Genomic DNA, 14,207 nt, shown 5'->3' with positions numbered 1-14,207 from the left:
CGGCGCGTGCACGCCGCCTGCGACTGATGGCTTTCGACGTCGATGGCGTGCTCAGCGATGGCTCGCTGTATTTCTCTGATGACGGAGTCGAGATCAAGGCTTTCAACACCCTCGACGGTTTCGGTCTGAAACTGCTCGCCGAGGTCGGCATCACCGTGGCGATCATCACCGGCAGGCGTGCCCGCTGTGTCGAGTTGCGGGCACAGAACCTGGGTATCGGGCATCTCCATCAGGGGGTCGACGACAAGCCCGCGCAGATGCGACGTTTGCTGGCCGAGCTGGGGCTCGGGTGGGACGAGGCGGGCTACATGGGCGACGATCTGCCCGATCTGGCGCTGATGCGCGCCTGCGGCTTTTCGGCGACACCGCACGATGCGCATCCGCTGGTGCGCGAGCATGCCTGGCTGGTCACCGGGCGGCGTGGCGGCCGTGGCGCGGTGCGCGAGGCCTGCGAGTTCATTCTCGAGGCGCAGGGCCGTTTGCAGGAACTCTTTGCCCCTTACCTGACGGCGGACCGGTGATGAAGAAGTGGAGCAGCGCAGTGTTGCCGCTGAGCATCATGCTGGTGCTGGTGGCGCTGAGCGCCTGGTTGCGCTACGCGACCGAGTTGCCCGACGCGACGCGTGACGGCCGCAACCGTCATGACCCGGACGCCATTCTCAACGATGTCCGCGGGCACCGACTCGACGCAGCCGGCGTGCTGCTCTACAGGATCGAGGCGGTGGAAGTGCGGCACTACCCGGACGATGAGACGAGCGAGTTCACACAACCAAGGCTGGCCTTCGTTACGCCGGCGAAGCCGACGGTCACCATCCGCGCCGACGAAGGCAGGGCCACGGAAAAGGCGAAGCAGGTCGATCTCGGCGGACAGGTCGAGATCCGTCGCGCCGCCAGCGGCAGGCAGGCTGCCCTGCTCGCCGAGACGCCCGAGCTCACGGTGCTGACCGATGAGAAGCGCGCCTACACCGGCAGCAAGGTGCTGATCACCCAGGGGGCTTCCTGGGTGCAGGGGGTCGGCATGCGGGTGGACCACGCCCTGCAGACCTACGTTCTCGAATCCGACGTGCGCGGCGAGATCGAGAGTCCATTCGCCAGGAAGAAGAAACCGAAGACATGAACAGGATGATTTGCAGCAGTTGTCTGAGCGGCGTACTGCTTGCCCTTTGCCTGCCGGTGCAAGCCGAACGGGCAGACCGCGAGAAGCCGATCCATCTTGAAGCGGACCGCCTCAGCCTCGACGATCTGAACAAGGTGCAGACGCTCGAGGGAAATGCAGTACTCATCCAGGGAACGACCGAGTTGCGTACCGCCCGCCTGGTCGTCACGCAGGATGCCGATGGTTTCCAGAAGGCCGTCGCGACCGGTGGCGCGAATGGCCTGGCGCGCTTCAGGCAGAAGCGGGACGGCGTGGACGAGTATGTCGAAGGCGAGGCCGAGCGGATCGAATACGACGCGCGCAGCGACACGACGCAGTTCTTCAATCGCGCCTGGGTGCGCAGCGGGCAGGACGAGGTGCGGGGGCGCTACATTTCCTATGACGCGATCAACGAGAAATTCCTCGTCACCACCGGTGGTGGCACGACGAAGAACGCCACTGGCGAGGGACAGGCGCGCGTGCGTGCCATCATCCAGCCGAAGGCCAAGGGCGACGGCGCTGCCGAGACGAAGAAGGAGCCCCTGAATCTCAAACCGGCGGCCAGGGTCGCGCCGCGCACCGACTGAGCTCCTGCGAAGACGTTCGCACACGCTGCGATTCGTGCCGCGGGTCGCGCCGGAGTCCTCCCGTTTGCTCCCCCAACTTGCCGTCGATCCCGTCATGCGGCGGGGCAGCATTCTCGCCTGGCCCGTCGGGCTGCTGTGGCTCCATGAACAATCACAATGAAATCATGGGAATGAAGTTTTGTGCGTTGCAACAAAAAACTGTTGACAAGCGGCAAACGAGGCATATAATGCGCGACATGGTGCAGTGCAGCAAAACACCGGGAGGCTGTGAAGCCAAGCGGTCGGTGTCTGGATCATTGCACATGTTGTGTTGTACCCACACTTTCTTGAGGAGATCGCCATGTTCAATACCCCCGAACAGTTCGCTGCCGCCAACAAGGCTTCCGTTGATGCGATGCTGACCCTTGCCAACACCGCGCTGGCCAGTGCCGAGCGGATCGCCGCGCTCAACCTGAACACCGCCCGCTCAATGCTCGAGGATGGCGTTGCCAATGCCAAGGCGATGCTCGGTGCCAAGGACGCCCAGGAGTTCTTCGCCCTGCAGGCATCGCTGGCCCAGCCCGGCCTGGAAAAGGCCGTCGCCTACACGCGCAGCGTCTATGAAATCTCGGCGCAGTCGAAGGAAGAGATCAGCAAGCTGCTCGAAGCGCAGTTCAACGACTTCCAGAAGCAGATGCTCGCGCTGCTCGAGAAGGCCACCAAGAACTCGCCTCCCGGCTCCGAAGTCGCCGTCAATGCCGTCAAGTCGGCCGTCGCCGCTGCCACTTCGGCTTTCGACAGCATGAACAAGGCCGCCAAGCAGGTCGCCGACATCGCCGAAGCCAATGTCGCTGCCGCAACCAATGCGACCGTCAAGGCGGTCGGCGCCACCGCCGCAGTCGCCAAGAAGTAGGCGGCGCCAGAAACGGCCATTTGGCAGTGCGCGGTCACTGCGTGCTGAGCGAAGGACCCTCGGCATCGTCCGGGGGATTCTTCGCTCGCAGCCAGCAGACGGTTGCCCAGCCTGGCCTGATGCGCGAAGCATGAACTTTCGGGCGTGCCCGTCCTGCCGCACGCCGACAGCACCCTTACCACCACGGAGGTATCAATGAGCACTATCGATCTGGAAAAACTCGCCGAGAGCCAGAAAGCCAACGCACAGGTCATGATGACGCTGGTGCGCACTGCCTTTCAGGGCCTCGAGCAGCTCTCCGCCCTCAACCTGGCCGCCAGCCGCGAACTCTTCAACAGCAGCGCCAACGGTGCGCAGCAGCTTCTTGGCGTCAAGGATCCGCAGCAACTCGGCGAGATCGCCGGTTCGATCGCCCGCCCCAACGTCGACAAGCTGATGGAGTATGCGCGCAACCTGTATGACCTGTCGGCCAACATGCAGCGCGAGATCACTTCGGTCATGGAAGAGCAGTACAACAACGTCCGCCACAACGCGAGCGGCCTGATCGAGAAGACCGGCCTCGCCTCGCCGGTTGCCGGCGATGTCTTCGGTTCGGCGATGAAGCAGATGGTCAACGTCACCACGACCGCCTTCGAGAACATCTCGCAGATGGCGAAGCAGATGACCGACATCGTCGACACCAACGTCAAGGCGGCGAACAGCGCCACCGCACAGGCAGCGGCTGCCCTCGTGCCGAAGAAGTAGGCTTTCGCCCCGGGGAGTCCGATCTCCCTGCCCGACACCCCGGCCCCGGCCGGGGTTGTTCGTTCACGGGCGCCGGTTCAGGGCCGCCACTGCCAGCTGATGCCGCGCCGCTCGACCTCGTGCCGGATCGCCGCCATCGCCTGCTCGACGAGTTCCGGCTCGCCCTCGACACCAAGTTCGAGGTAGCGCCGCTGTCCGTCCTCGGCCATCGACGGCAAGCTGAACAGCCGCAGACGCGGAAAATCGGCGACGATCCGCTCCATCAGGTCGAGCAGCGCGCTCTCGTAGGCATTGCTGCCGGTGAGCAGGAACGCCTTGTCCACCCGCTCCTGCTGCCGACAGAGATCGGCGTAGAAGGTATCGAGCGCCCATTCGGCCATCGGGTGCGCCATTTGCGGGAAGCCCGGCAGGAAGTGGTGGTCACGCACGCGGAAGCCGGGAATGCGGTTGAACGGATTGGGGACGATATCGACTCCGCGCGGGAAGGTGCCGAGCAGCAGGCGGACGTCGGTGATCTCGGCGCCGAAGCGGGCGCGGATCTCGCGTTCGGCGTCGGGGTGCAGCACCAGGTCGACACCGAGCGCCGCCGCCGCTGCCTGCCGCGTGTGATCGTCGGGGGTGTTGCCGATGCCGCCGAACGAGAAGACGATGTCGCCGGCGGCGAGGCTGCGGCGCAGGCTGTCGGCGATGCGCGCGCGCTCGTCGCCAAGGTACTCGACCCACGACAGGCGCAGTCCACGCTCCGCCAGCAGTTCGGCCATGCGCGCGAAGTGCCGGTCGACGCGTTTTCCCGACAGGATCTCGTCGCCGATGATGATCGCCCCGAAACTCTTCATTGCCGCTCTCCCTGGCCGCTGGCCATTCACATGCTCTCCCACATCCTCTGCAGCCGCTTCGTCGACACCGGCACCGGCGTGCGCAGCTCCTGCGCGAACAACTGCACGCGCAACTCCTCGAGCAGCCAGCGGAACTGCTCGAGCTGCGCATCGGCGAGGCCCTGCCGCGCGAGCACCGCGGCCCGCCGCTGGTAGCTGCCTGCCAGCGGCGCCAGTTCGGCGAGCAGCCGCGCATCACGCGCGGCGCCTGCCGCACCGGCGGCCTTCAGCTTCTCGAGCCGTAGCGCGATCGCCTTCAGATAGCGCGGATAGTGCTGCAGGCGCTCGAACGGCGTGTCGATGACGAAGCGCCTGTGGATCAGGCGCGCGAGCTGCTCTTCGACATCCTGCATGGTCGCCGCGAACGCCCTGAACGCCGGCAACTTCTTCTGCAGCGCCTGCCAGTCAGCGAGAATCTGCCCGACCAGGCGGCAGATCTCCTGCGCCAGCAACGTCAGCCGCGGCTTCGCCTCGAGGCAGCGGGCGCGGAAGCTGGCGGCGTCGCGCGGCCACGGTTCGCCGAGGCACGCGCGGGCGCAGCTCAGGTCGAGCAGCTGCCGGCGCAAGTCGTCGAGGGTGCCGAGGCCCATGAACTGCATCGCCATCTGGTTCAGTCCGGGCAGGTTCTTCTCGAGATACTTCAACTGCTCGCGGAACTGCAGCATGAACAGGCGCAGCAACCCGCCGCGGTGCGCCTGCGCCGCCTCGGCCGGCGAATCGAAGACGCGTAGCGAGACGCACTCGCGGTCGGCGACCAGCGCCGGGTAGCCGAGCACCAGTTGCCCGCCGCCGGCATCGACCTGCATCAGTTCCGGCAGTTCGCCAAAGCTCCAGTCGCGCAGGTCCGCATGTTCGCCCGGCGTCTCGTGCAGCTCGGCGAACTCCTGCCGCGCCTCGCGTCCCCACTCGGCGCGCAGCTCGTTCAGGTTGCGACTCATGCCGAGCTGACGGCCGTTCTCGTCGAGCAGGCGGAAATTGAACGACAGGTGCGGCGGCAGCGCGTCGGCGCGGAAGGCGTCGGGAGTAATCTCCCAGCCGCGCGCGTTGAGCCCGCGCGACTGGACGATGAAGTGCACCAGCGCCAGCAACAGCGGCTTGTCGGACGGCGCCACCTGGGCGACGAAGTCGGCGGCGAATTCGGGCACCGGTACCAGTTTCGCCCGCAGCCTTTGCGGCAGCGTCTTCACCAGCTGCACGACCTTCTGGCGCAGCAGGCCGGGCACCAGCCACTCGCAGCGCGCCGCCGGGATCTGGTTGAGCTGCGCCAGCGGCACGCAGAGCGTCACGCCGTCACGCGCGCTGCCGGGCTCGAAGTGGTAGCTCAGTTCGTAGTCGACGCCGCCGAGCCGCAGTTGCTGCGGAAAGGCCTCGCTGGTGATGCCGGCGGCCTCGTGGCGCATCAGGTCGTCGCGCTGCAGGTGCAGCAGGCGCGGCGTCTCGCGCTCGGCCTCGCGCCGCCACTTGTCGAAGGCCGCACCACTGTATACGCCGGCCGGGATCAGGCGGTCGTAGAAGGAGAAGATCAGCTCATCGTCTACCAGCACGTCGGGTCGCCGCGACTTGTGCTCGAGCGTCTCGATGTCGAGCATCAGCTGCTGGTTGTGGGTGAAGAAATCCCAGCGGCGCGCGAACTCCTCGCTCACCTCGCCGCCGACCAGCGCCTGCCGGATGAAGATCTCGCGTGCCTCTTCGGGATTGATCGGCCCGAAGTTCACCCGCCGCCGCGGATCAACGACGATGCCGTGCAGCGTGATGCGCTCGAAGGCGACCGCCTGCATCGCCTTCTTTTCCCAGTGCGGGTCGAACCAGCTCCGCTTCAGCAGGTGCGCACCGACCTGTTCCAGCCACTGCGGTTCGATGCGCGCGACGCAGCGCGCGAAGAGGCGCGTCGTCTCGCTGATCTCGCCGGCGACGATCCACTTGCCGGCCTTCTTCTGCAGCGGCGATGCCGGATGGATGAGGAAGCGGATGCCGCGCGCGCCGAGGTAATGCGCCGACTCCTCCGACCTGCAGCCGATGTTGCCGAGCAGCCCGGCGAGCAGCGCGCGGTGGATCGCCTCGTAGCTCGCCGGTTGCCCGTTCTCCTGCCAGCGATGCTCGGCGGCGAGCGCGTGCAACTGGCTGTGCACGTCACGCCATTCGCGCATGCGCAGGGCGGAAAGGAAGTTCTCGTGGCAGGCCTCTAGCAGCTTGCGCTGCGACTTGCGGTGCACCAGTTCCTCAGCGTACCAGTGCCAGAGCCTGAGCCAGGAGACGAACTCGGAGCGCTCGTCGGCGAAGCGGCGGTGCGCGGCGTCGGCCGTCCCCTGGCGCTCCTGCGGCCGTTCGCGCGGATCCTGCACGGACAGCGCGGCGGCGATCACCAGAACCTCGGCAAGACAGCCCTCGGTGCGGGCGGCGACGATCATGCGGGCAAGCCGCGGATCGAGCGGCATCTGCGCCAGCTCCTGTCCGACCGGCGTCAGCGCGTGCTCAGCGGTGACCGCGCCGAGTTCGAGCAGCAACTGGTAGCCGTCGCTGACCGCCTTGCGCGGCGGCGCCTCGAGAAAGGGAAAATCCTCGATGGCGCCGAGGCGCAGCGCCTTCATGCGCAGGATGACGCCGGCGAGCGAAGAGCGCAGGATCTCCGGCTCGGCAAAGGCCGGCCGCAGCGCGAAATCCTGCTCCTCGTACAGCCGGATGCAGACGCCGGCGGCGACACGGCCACAGCGCCCGGCGCGCTGGTTTGCCGCCGCCTGGGCGATCTTTTCGATCTGCAACTGCTCGACCTTGTTGCGGTACGAGTAGCGCTTGACACGCGCCAGACCGGTGTCGACGACGTAGCGGATTCCCGGCACGGTCAGCGAGGTCTCGGCGACGTTCGTCGCCAGGACGATGCGCCGTCCGACGTGCGGCCGGAAGACGCGGCTCTGCTCTTCGGCCGACAGGCGCGCGTAGAGCGGCAGGATCTCGGTATGCGGCGGGTGGTGCTTGCGCAGCGCCTCGGCCGCCTCGCGAATCTCGCGCTCACCGGGCAGGAAGACCAGCACGTCGCCCGGACCGCAACGATGCAGCTCGTCACAGGCGTCGGTGATTGCGTCGTAGAGGTCGCGCTCGTCGTCGGCGGCGTGGTCGTTCGCCGTGCCGGCGGCCTCGCCGGACCGCTTCAGCAACGGCCGGTAGCGCAGCTCGACCGGATGCAGGCGTCCCGACACCTCGATCACCGGCGCGTCGTCGAAGTGGTGCGAGAAGCGCTTTGCATCGATCGTCGCCGAGGTGATGATCAGCTTCAGCTCGCGCCGCTTCGGCAGCAACTGCTTCAGGAAGCCGAGCAGGAAGTCGATGTTCAGACTGCGCTCGTGCGCCTCGTCGATGATCAGGGTGTCGTACTGCTCGAGCCAGGGATCGCCCTGCGTCTCGGCGAGCAGGATGCCGTCGGTCATCAGCTTGATGAAGGCATCGGGCGAAGTGCGGTCGTGAAAACGGATCTTGTAGCCGACGAGGCGGCCGGGTTCGCTCTGCAGCTCGAGCGCAATGCGTGCCGCCGTCGCCCGCGCGGCGATCCGCCGCGGCTGCGTATGGCCGATCAGGCCGGTCGTCCCGCGACCGAGCCCGAGGCAGATCTTCGGGATCTGCGTCGTCTTGCCGGAGCCGGTCTCGCCGCAGACGATGACCACCTGGTGCTGCGCGATCAGCGCCGCGATCTCGTCGCGGCGGGTGTTGACCGGCAGGTCGTCGGCGAACTCCGGCTGGGGCAGGCGCGCGCGGCGCTCGGCGACGGCCGCGCGCGAGCGCTCGCGCAGGCGCTCGCTCTCGACCTGCAGCGCATTGCGCCGGTCGCCGAAGACGTGCCGCAGGTCGCGCGCCAGCGAACGCAGGCGGCGCTGGTCGGCGGCCAGGCAGTCGAGGAAGGGGTTGGCGGGCGTGCGCGTGGCGCTGGGCAAGGGCTTTGCTGTCATCGCCACAGCGGGAGCCAGAGCCGAAGGGCCTGTTCGCGTTGCCGGGCGGCATCGCGACGGTCGGCCGGCGAATCGTCAGAACGCATGCGCGTCCATGCGTTCATCAGTCCAGCAGCTTCTCAACTTGAGCCCAAGGGCGCCAGCACGCCGTTTCCTTCAATCATCGATGACACGGCCTCGCTCCTGCAAGGCAGGACAGGCGACGGTTCTGCGATGCTCGTCGGGCGCACTTTCCTTGACACCATTGAAACCCTTCCCTATACTTCGCGGCTCTTCAGGGTTGGTAGCTCAGTCGGTAGAGCAGTGGACTTTTAATCCATTGGTCGAGGGTTCGAATCCCTCCCGACCCACCAGACAAGGAAGCCCCGACCGCCATCGGTCGGGGCTTTTCCTTTTCCATGGCCGCGCAAGCGGGCTGCGAAACCCCGCTCGAACCGTCCGTAGCGGCATCAAAGCGGGCGCCTTCGACGTGTGCAATGCCGTACCCCAGCCGCCCCCATCCGCTGCAACACGTGCATTCGGTCGAGCCTGCGGCAGGGGTGGCGGGGGACACGGCACACGGCAGGATGGCGGAGCAGCCGATTCCGCTGTCCTGCGGCGGGTCAGGCCGGGGCTGAGCCTGGTCCCAATGCAGCGCCGCCTTCCTCCGCGCTCACCGCCTTCATCGACAGCCGAACACGACCCTTCTCGTCGGCTTCGAGCACCTTGACGCGCACCTTCTGGCCGTCCTTGAGGTAATCGGCGACCGCGTTGACCCGTTCGTTGGCGATCTGCGAGATGTGCAGGAGACCGTCGCGTCCTGGCAGGATGCTGACGATGGCGCCAAAGTCGAGCAGCTTGAGGACCGTGCCGTCGTAGATCTTGCCGACCTCGACGTCGGCGGTGATCGACTCGATGCGGGCACGGGCTGCGTTCGCGGCGTCGCCGCTGACCGAGGCGATGGTGATCGTGCCGTCGTCCTTGATGTCGATCGTCGTGCCGGTCTCTTCGGTAATGGCGCGAATCACCGCGCCCCCCTTGCCGATGACGTCGCGAATCTTTTCCGGGTTGATCTTCATCGTATACAGGCGCGGTGCGTAGGTCGAAACCTCCTCGCGGTGCCCCGCCATCGAGCCCTGCATCTGCTTCAGGATGTGCTGGCGTGCTTCACCGGCCTGCGCGAGGGCAACCTGCATGATCTCCCTGGTGATGCCCTGGATCTTGATGTCCATCTGCAGCGCGGTCACGCCGGCCTCGGTACCGGCAACCTTGAAGTCCATGTCGCCGAGGTGGTCCTCGTCGCCGAGGATGTCGGTGAGGACGGCGACGCGATTGCCTTCCTTGATCAGGCCCATCGCGATTCCGGCGACATGCGCCTTCAGCGGTACGCCGGCATCCATCAGCGCCAGCGAGGCACCGCAGACACTGGCCATCGAACTCGAGCCATTCGATTCGGTGATCTCCGAAACCACCCGTATGGTGTAGGAGAACGCCTCGGGCGACGGCAGCACGGCGAGCAGCGCGCGCTTGGCCAGCCGACCGTGACCGATCTCACGCCGCTTCGGCGAGCCGACGCGGCCGCATTCACCGGTGGCATAGGGCGGGAAGTTGTAGTGCAGCATGAAGCGCTCGCGGTACTCGCCGGAGAGCGCGTCGATGATCTGCTCGTCGCGTCCGGTTCCCAGCGTCGCGACGACGATCGCCTGCGTTTCCCCGCGCGTGAACAGGGCGGAGCCGTGCGCACGCGGCAGGACGCCGGAACGGATCGAAATCGGCCTGACGGTGCGCGTGTCGCGGCCGTCGATTCGCGGTTCGCCGGCCAGGATGCGACCACGGACGATGCGCGCCTCGGCCGCGTCTACCATCTGCCGGATGGCGTTGGCGTCGGGTGCGTCGTCGTCGGCGGTCAGGGTCTCGACGGCGTAGGCGGTAATCTCCTTGATCCGCTGCGTGCGTACCTGCTTGCTGGTGATGCGGTAGGCCTCTTCGAGTTCGGCCTGGACGAGCCGGTCGAGCTTGCCATGCACCGCCTCGTTGCGGGCGGCAGGGCTCCACTCCCACTCCGGCTTGCCGGCCACGTCGGCGAGTTCGTTGATCGCCGCGATCGCCGCCTGCATCTGCTGGTGGCCAAAGACGACCGCACCGAGCATGACGTCTTCGGGCAGTTCCCTGGCCTCCGACTCGACCATCAGCACGGCAGCCTGCGTTCCGGCGACGACCAGATCGAGCTGGCTCGACTGCAACTGGGTCCGGTCCGGGTTGAGAACATACTGGCCGTCGATGTAGCCGACGCGGGCGGCACCGATCGGGCCATCGAAGGGGATTCCCGAGATGGCCAGAGCCGCCGAGGCGCCGATCATCGCCGGTACGTCGGGATCGATCGCGGGGTCGAGCGACATCACCATCGCGACGACCTGCACCTCGTGGTAGAAACCTTCGGGGAAGAGCGGGCGCAGCGGACGATCGATCAGACGCGAGGTCAGCGTCTCCTTCTCCGAGGGACGGCCCTCGCGCTTGAAGAAGCCGCCGGGAATCCGTCCGGCGGCGTAGGTCTTCTCGATGTAGTCGACCGTCAGCGGGAAGAAATCCTGCCCCGGCTTGGCGGTACGGTTGCCGACGACGGTGACGAGCACCACCGTCTCGCCCATCGACACCAGCACGGCGCCGCTCGCCTGGCGCGCGATCTCCCCGGTTTCCAGCGTGACCTGTTGCGCACCGTAGGCGAAGCTCTTCTTGACGATATTAAACATTTTTCCCTTTCTCGATAGTCTGGCGCGAGCCCGCCCACGATGCCGGCGGGCAATTCAATCGACGCGCCCATTGGCCAACCAGGCTGCTGCAGCACAAACAGCGGCCAGCCCACCTGGGGCTGGCCGCTGACGGCTTTCGGGTTGCCTGCACATGCCGACCGCGGTGCGGTTCGGTGGGCAGGCCTACTTGCGCAGGCCGAGACGCTGAATCAGGTTGCGGTACGAGTCAACGTTGGTGCGTTTGAGATAGTCCAGCAACTTGCGGCGGCGGCTGACCATGCGCAGCAGGCCGCGGCGCGAGTGATTGTCCTTCTTGTGTTCCTTGAAATGGCCGGTGAGGTCATTGATACGGGCCGTCAGCAGGGCGACCTGGACTTCCGAGGAGCCCGTGTCGCCAGCCGCACGCTGGTAATCGCCCATGATCTGCGCCTTCTGCGCAACACTTATCGCCATGTCAAACTCTCTTTCCTGATGATCGGCGCCGCCCCGGTTTGATAGAGCCAGCGCCCGGTTGATGAATGTACTGAACCGCTTGGCGAAGCGAACCGCGGATTCTATCCGCTGTCCGTCTTGACGGCAAGGCCGCTGGCGTCCTTTCCAGCAGTTGCCGCAGCCTGGCGCCGCTGAAAGCACGTGCTTCCCCGCCCGGTGGCTACGCCAGGGCCCTGTCCACGACCTCACGCGTATCCGGCGACAACTCCGTGTTCGCCTGCAACTCGCCCAGAGCCGACCGGGCATGCGCCTGCCGCTGTGCATCGAAGCGGCGCCAGCGGTCGAAACGGCGTGTCAGGCGTGCCGCCACCTGCGGGTTGAAGCGGTCGATCGCGGCGATCTGTGCGGCGAGGAAGCGGTAGCCGGCACCGTCGGCGGCATGGAAGCGGACGTGGTTGCTGCCGAAGCCGTTGAGCAGGGCGTAGACCTTGTTCGGGTTGTGCAGGTCGAATGACGGGTGCGCGAGCAGGTTTGCGACGACCGCGAGTGTATCCGGCAGGCGGCTCGACGCCTGCACCGCGAGCCATTTGTCCACCACCAGCGCCTCGCCGTGCCAGCGCTCGTGGAAGGCCGCCAGCGCCTGCTCGCGCTGTTCGCAGTCGTGCTGTGCGAGAACCGCGAGGGCTGCGAACTGGTCGTTCATGTTGTCGGTCGATGCGAACTGGCGCATCGCCAGGGTGTGCATGGCGGGTGTGGCCAGCTCGCCGAGGTATCCCAGAAGAACGTTGCGCAATGCTCGCCGGCCGGCCGCTGCCGGCGTCGCCTGGTACGGGCCGGCCGCCGCCAGCGACTCGTAGCCATGCAGGAAGCTGTCCTGCAGCCGCTCGGCGAGAAACAGGCGGAGTGCGTTGCGCGCCGTGTGCAGCGCGTCCGGGTCGACCACCGCCATTTCCTCGGCGAGAGTGGCTTCGCCGGGCAGCGTCAGTACCTCGGCCGCGAAGGCGGGGTCGCTGCCAGCGTGCAGCAGGACCTGTCGCAGGGCATCGGCGAAGTCCGCCGGCCAGTCAGCGGCGCGGCCGGCAGCGATGTCGGAGGCGCCGCCGAGGATCAGGCGGCTCGCCAGGCGCTGCCCGGCTTCCCAGCGATTGAAGGGATCGCTGTCGTGGGCCAGCAGGAAGTTCAACTCTGCATCGAGCCATTCGTGGTCGAGGATCACCGGCGCCGAGAAGTCGCGCAGCAGCGAAGGCAGCGGTGGCGCTGGCACCCCCTCGAAGACGAATTCCTGCTCGCCGGTGGTCAGCGACAGGATGCGTGTCGTCTGTCCGCGCTCCGGCACTTCGCCCTCGCCGGCGAGGTACAGCGGCAGATCGCGGCCGTCGGAACCGACGAGGCCGATCGCAACCGGGATGTGGAAGGCCGGTGCAGGCGTGCTGGCGTTGGGCCGCGACTGTGACAACCGCAGGAGGTAGCGCTGGCTCACCGGGTCGTGCCGGCCGCTGGCATGCAGCCGTGGCGTGCCGGCATGGTCATACCAGAGCATGAACTGCCGCAGGTCGACGCCCGCCGCGTCGGCCATGGCGGCGACGAAGTCGTCGCAGGTCACCGCCTGCCCGTCGTGGCGGTGGAAGTAGAGATCCATGCCGCGGCGGAAGGCATCGCGGCCGATCAGCGTCCTGATCATTCGCACCACCTCGGCGCCCTTCTCGTACACGGTGCTGGTGTAGAAATTGTTGATCTCGATATAGGAATCGGGGCGTACCGGGTGCGCCATCGGACCGGCGTCCTCGGGGAACTGGGTCGCGCGCAGGGCGCGCACGTCGCGAATTCGCGTCACCGCCCGACTGTGCATGTCGGCGCCGAATTCCTGGTCGCGGAAGACGGTCAGTCCTTCCTTGAGCGAGAGCTGGAACCAGTCGCGGCAGGTGACCCGGTTGCCGGTCCAGTTGTGGAAGTACTCGTGCGCGACGACGCGGTCGATGCTCTGGTAATCGTCGTCGGTGGCGGTGTCGGCGCGCGCCAGGACGTACTTGGTGTTGAAGATGTTCAGCCCCTTGTTCTCCATCGCGCCCATGTTGAAGTCGCCGACGGCGACGATCATGTAATGGTCGAGGTCGCACTCGAGGCCGAAGACTTCCTCGTCCCAGCGCATCGAGCGCCTCAGGGCGTCCATGGCGTGCGCGCACTGGTCGATCTTGCCCGGTTCGACGTAGACGGCGAGTTCGACCACGCGGCCGCTGGCCGTGGTGAAGCGGTCGCGCAGGGCGTCGAGGCGGGCGGCGACGAGCGCGAAGAGGTAGCAGGGCTTGCGGAAGGGATCATGCCAGCGTGCCCAGTGGCGATCCGGCCCATCGTCGCCGCTGCCGACCGGGTTGCCATTGGCCAGCAGGACCGGCAGGCTGGAACGTTCGGCACGCAGGGTGACGACGTAGGTCGACATGATGTCCGGCCGGTCGGGAAACCAGGTGATGCGGCGGAAGCCCTGTGCTTCGCACTGCGTGAAGTAGCCGTTGGCCGACCGGTAGAGCCCGGACAGGCTGCCGTTGTGGTCGGCGTCGATGCGCACCCGCGTACCGAGGACCAGTGCATCCGGAGGATCGGCGATGGTCAGCGCCGTTTCGCTGCACTGGTAGTCGGCGGCGCCGAGCGCTCGGCCGTCGATTGCCAGCGAGATCGTCTGCAGGCCGTGGCCGTCGAGTTGCAAGGGCCCGGCGGCGGCGACCACCGGGTTGCGCCGCAGGTGCAGCCGGCTGTCGACGAGCACCGCGCCATCGCGAAAGTCGATATCGAGCTCGACGAGGTCGACGAGAAAGGGTGGTGGGGTGTAATCCTGACGACGGATTCTCTGCGTTTCGGTTGCGTTCATTGCTGTGGCATT

Annotated in this window: 10 protein-coding genes and 1 tRNA gene; 6 read left to right on the top strand and 5 right to left on the bottom strand. The window is 66.7% G+C overall.

Annotation, left to right across the window (positions count from 1 at the left end; translation table 11 throughout):
• The 5 genes from NFW30_RS02860 to NFW30_RS02840 form a co-directional block, all read left to right on the top strand.
• Window positions 1-521, top strand: a 521-nt coding sequence (locus NFW30_RS02860; RefSeq protein ID WP_295371747.1) for a phenylphosphate carboxylase subunit delta, incomplete at its 5' end; no start/stop codon positions are given.
• Window positions 521-1,117 carry an LPS export ABC transporter periplasmic protein LptC gene (gene lptC, locus NFW30_RS02855; RefSeq protein ID WP_295356024.1) on the top strand — a complete coding sequence of 199 codons (597 nt, stop codon included), beginning with the start codon at window positions 521-523 and terminating at the stop codon, window positions 1,115-1,117. The genes NFW30_RS02860 and lptC, both read left to right, overlap by 1 nt.
• Complete coding sequence (gene lptA, locus NFW30_RS02850) at window positions 1,114-1,722, top strand: lipopolysaccharide transport periplasmic protein LptA (protein ID WP_295356025.1); 609 nt, start codon at window positions 1,114-1,116, stop codon at window positions 1,720-1,722. The genes lptC and lptA overlap by 4 nt, the downstream gene beginning before the upstream one ends.
• Before the next feature lie 340 nt (window positions 1,723-2,062).
• Complete coding sequence (locus NFW30_RS02845) at window positions 2,063-2,614, top strand: phasin family protein (RefSeq protein WP_295356026.1); 552 nt, start codon at window positions 2,063-2,065, stop codon at window positions 2,612-2,614.
• A 195-nt stretch (window positions 2,615-2,809) separates the two neighbouring features.
• Complete coding sequence (locus tag NFW30_RS02840) at window positions 2,810-3,358, top strand: phasin family protein (RefSeq protein ID WP_034941952.1); 549 nt, start codon at window positions 2,810-2,812, stop codon at window positions 3,356-3,358.
• A gap of 77 nt (window positions 3,359-3,435) precedes the next feature.
• On the opposite strand, the gene NFW30_RS02835 is transcribed toward NFW30_RS02840, so the two are convergent.
• Both NFW30_RS02835 and hrpA read right to left on the bottom strand, forming a co-directional pair.
• Entirely contained in the window at window positions 3,436-4,194 is a 759-nt protein-coding gene (locus NFW30_RS02835) for a molybdopterin-binding protein (RefSeq protein ID WP_295356027.1), read from the bottom strand.
• Between the two features lie 26 nt (window positions 4,195-4,220).
• Window positions 4,221-8,156, bottom strand: a complete 3,936-nt coding sequence (gene hrpA, locus NFW30_RS02830; RefSeq protein ID WP_295356028.1) for an ATP-dependent RNA helicase HrpA — start codon at window positions 8,154-8,156, stop codon at window positions 4,221-4,223.
• 292 nt (window positions 8,157-8,448) lie between these two features.
• Between hrpA and NFW30_RS02825 the strand changes: the two genes are divergently transcribed.
• A tRNA-Lys gene (locus NFW30_RS02825) sits at window positions 8,449-8,524 on the top strand.
• A gap of 249 nt (window positions 8,525-8,773) precedes the next feature.
• Here the strand turns inward: NFW30_RS02825 and pnp are convergent.
• The 3 genes from pnp to pepN form a co-directional block, all read right to left on the bottom strand.
• On the bottom strand, window positions 8,774-10,900 hold the full coding sequence (gene pnp, locus NFW30_RS02820) for a polyribonucleotide nucleotidyltransferase (protein ID WP_295356029.1): 2,127 nt from the start codon (window positions 10,898-10,900) through the stop codon (window positions 8,774-8,776).
• 183 nt (window positions 10,901-11,083) lie between these two features.
• Window positions 11,084-11,353, bottom strand: coding sequence for a 30S ribosomal protein S15 (gene rpsO / locus NFW30_RS02815; RefSeq protein ID WP_034942536.1), 270 nt, complete (start codon window positions 11,351-11,353; stop codon window positions 11,084-11,086).
• A gap of 199 nt (window positions 11,354-11,552) precedes the next feature.
• Window positions 11,553-14,195, bottom strand: a complete 2,643-nt coding sequence (pepN, locus tag NFW30_RS02810; protein ID WP_295356030.1) for an aminopeptidase N — start codon at window positions 14,193-14,195, stop codon at window positions 11,553-11,555.
• Between the last annotated feature and the right edge of the window lie 12 nt (window positions 14,196-14,207).

It is taken from the genome of Accumulibacter sp., from assembly GCF_023806635.1.
GTDB lineage: Bacteria > Pseudomonadota > Gammaproteobacteria > Burkholderiales > Rhodocyclaceae > Accumulibacter.
Note: the sequence above shows the minus strand (reverse complement) of the source record. Positions and strands in the feature narration are given on the sequence as shown.

What these genes read in the sequence shown, in the direction of transcription:
- lptC (WP_295356024.1), top strand. Translation starts at nt 521, where the DNA reads ATGAAGAAGTGGAGCAGCGCAGTGTTGCCGCTGAGCATCATGCTGGTG.
- rpsO (WP_034942536.1), bottom strand. Translation starts at nt 11,353, where the DNA reads ATGGCGATAAGTGTTGCGCAGAAGGCGCAGATCATGGGCGATTACCAG.
- pnp (WP_295356029.1), bottom strand. Translation starts at nt 10,900, where the DNA reads ATGTTTAATATCGTCAAGAAGAGCTTCGCCTACGGTGCGCAACAGGTC.
- lptA (WP_295356025.1), top strand. Translation starts at nt 1,114, where the DNA reads ATGAACAGGATGATTTGCAGCAGTTGTCTGAGCGGCGTACTGCTTGCC.
- pepN (WP_295356030.1), bottom strand. Translation starts at nt 14,195, where the DNA reads ATGAACGCAACCGAAACGCAGAGAATCCGTCGTCAGGATTACACCCCA.
- NFW30_RS02845 (WP_295356026.1), top strand. Translation starts at nt 2,063, where the DNA reads ATGTTCAATACCCCCGAACAGTTCGCTGCCGCCAACAAGGCTTCCGTT.
- NFW30_RS02840 (WP_034941952.1), top strand. Translation starts at nt 2,810, where the DNA reads ATGAGCACTATCGATCTGGAAAAACTCGCCGAGAGCCAGAAAGCCAAC.
- NFW30_RS02835 (WP_295356027.1), bottom strand. Translation starts at nt 4,194, where the DNA reads ATGAAGAGTTTCGGGGCGATCATCATCGGCGACGAGATCCTGTCGGGA.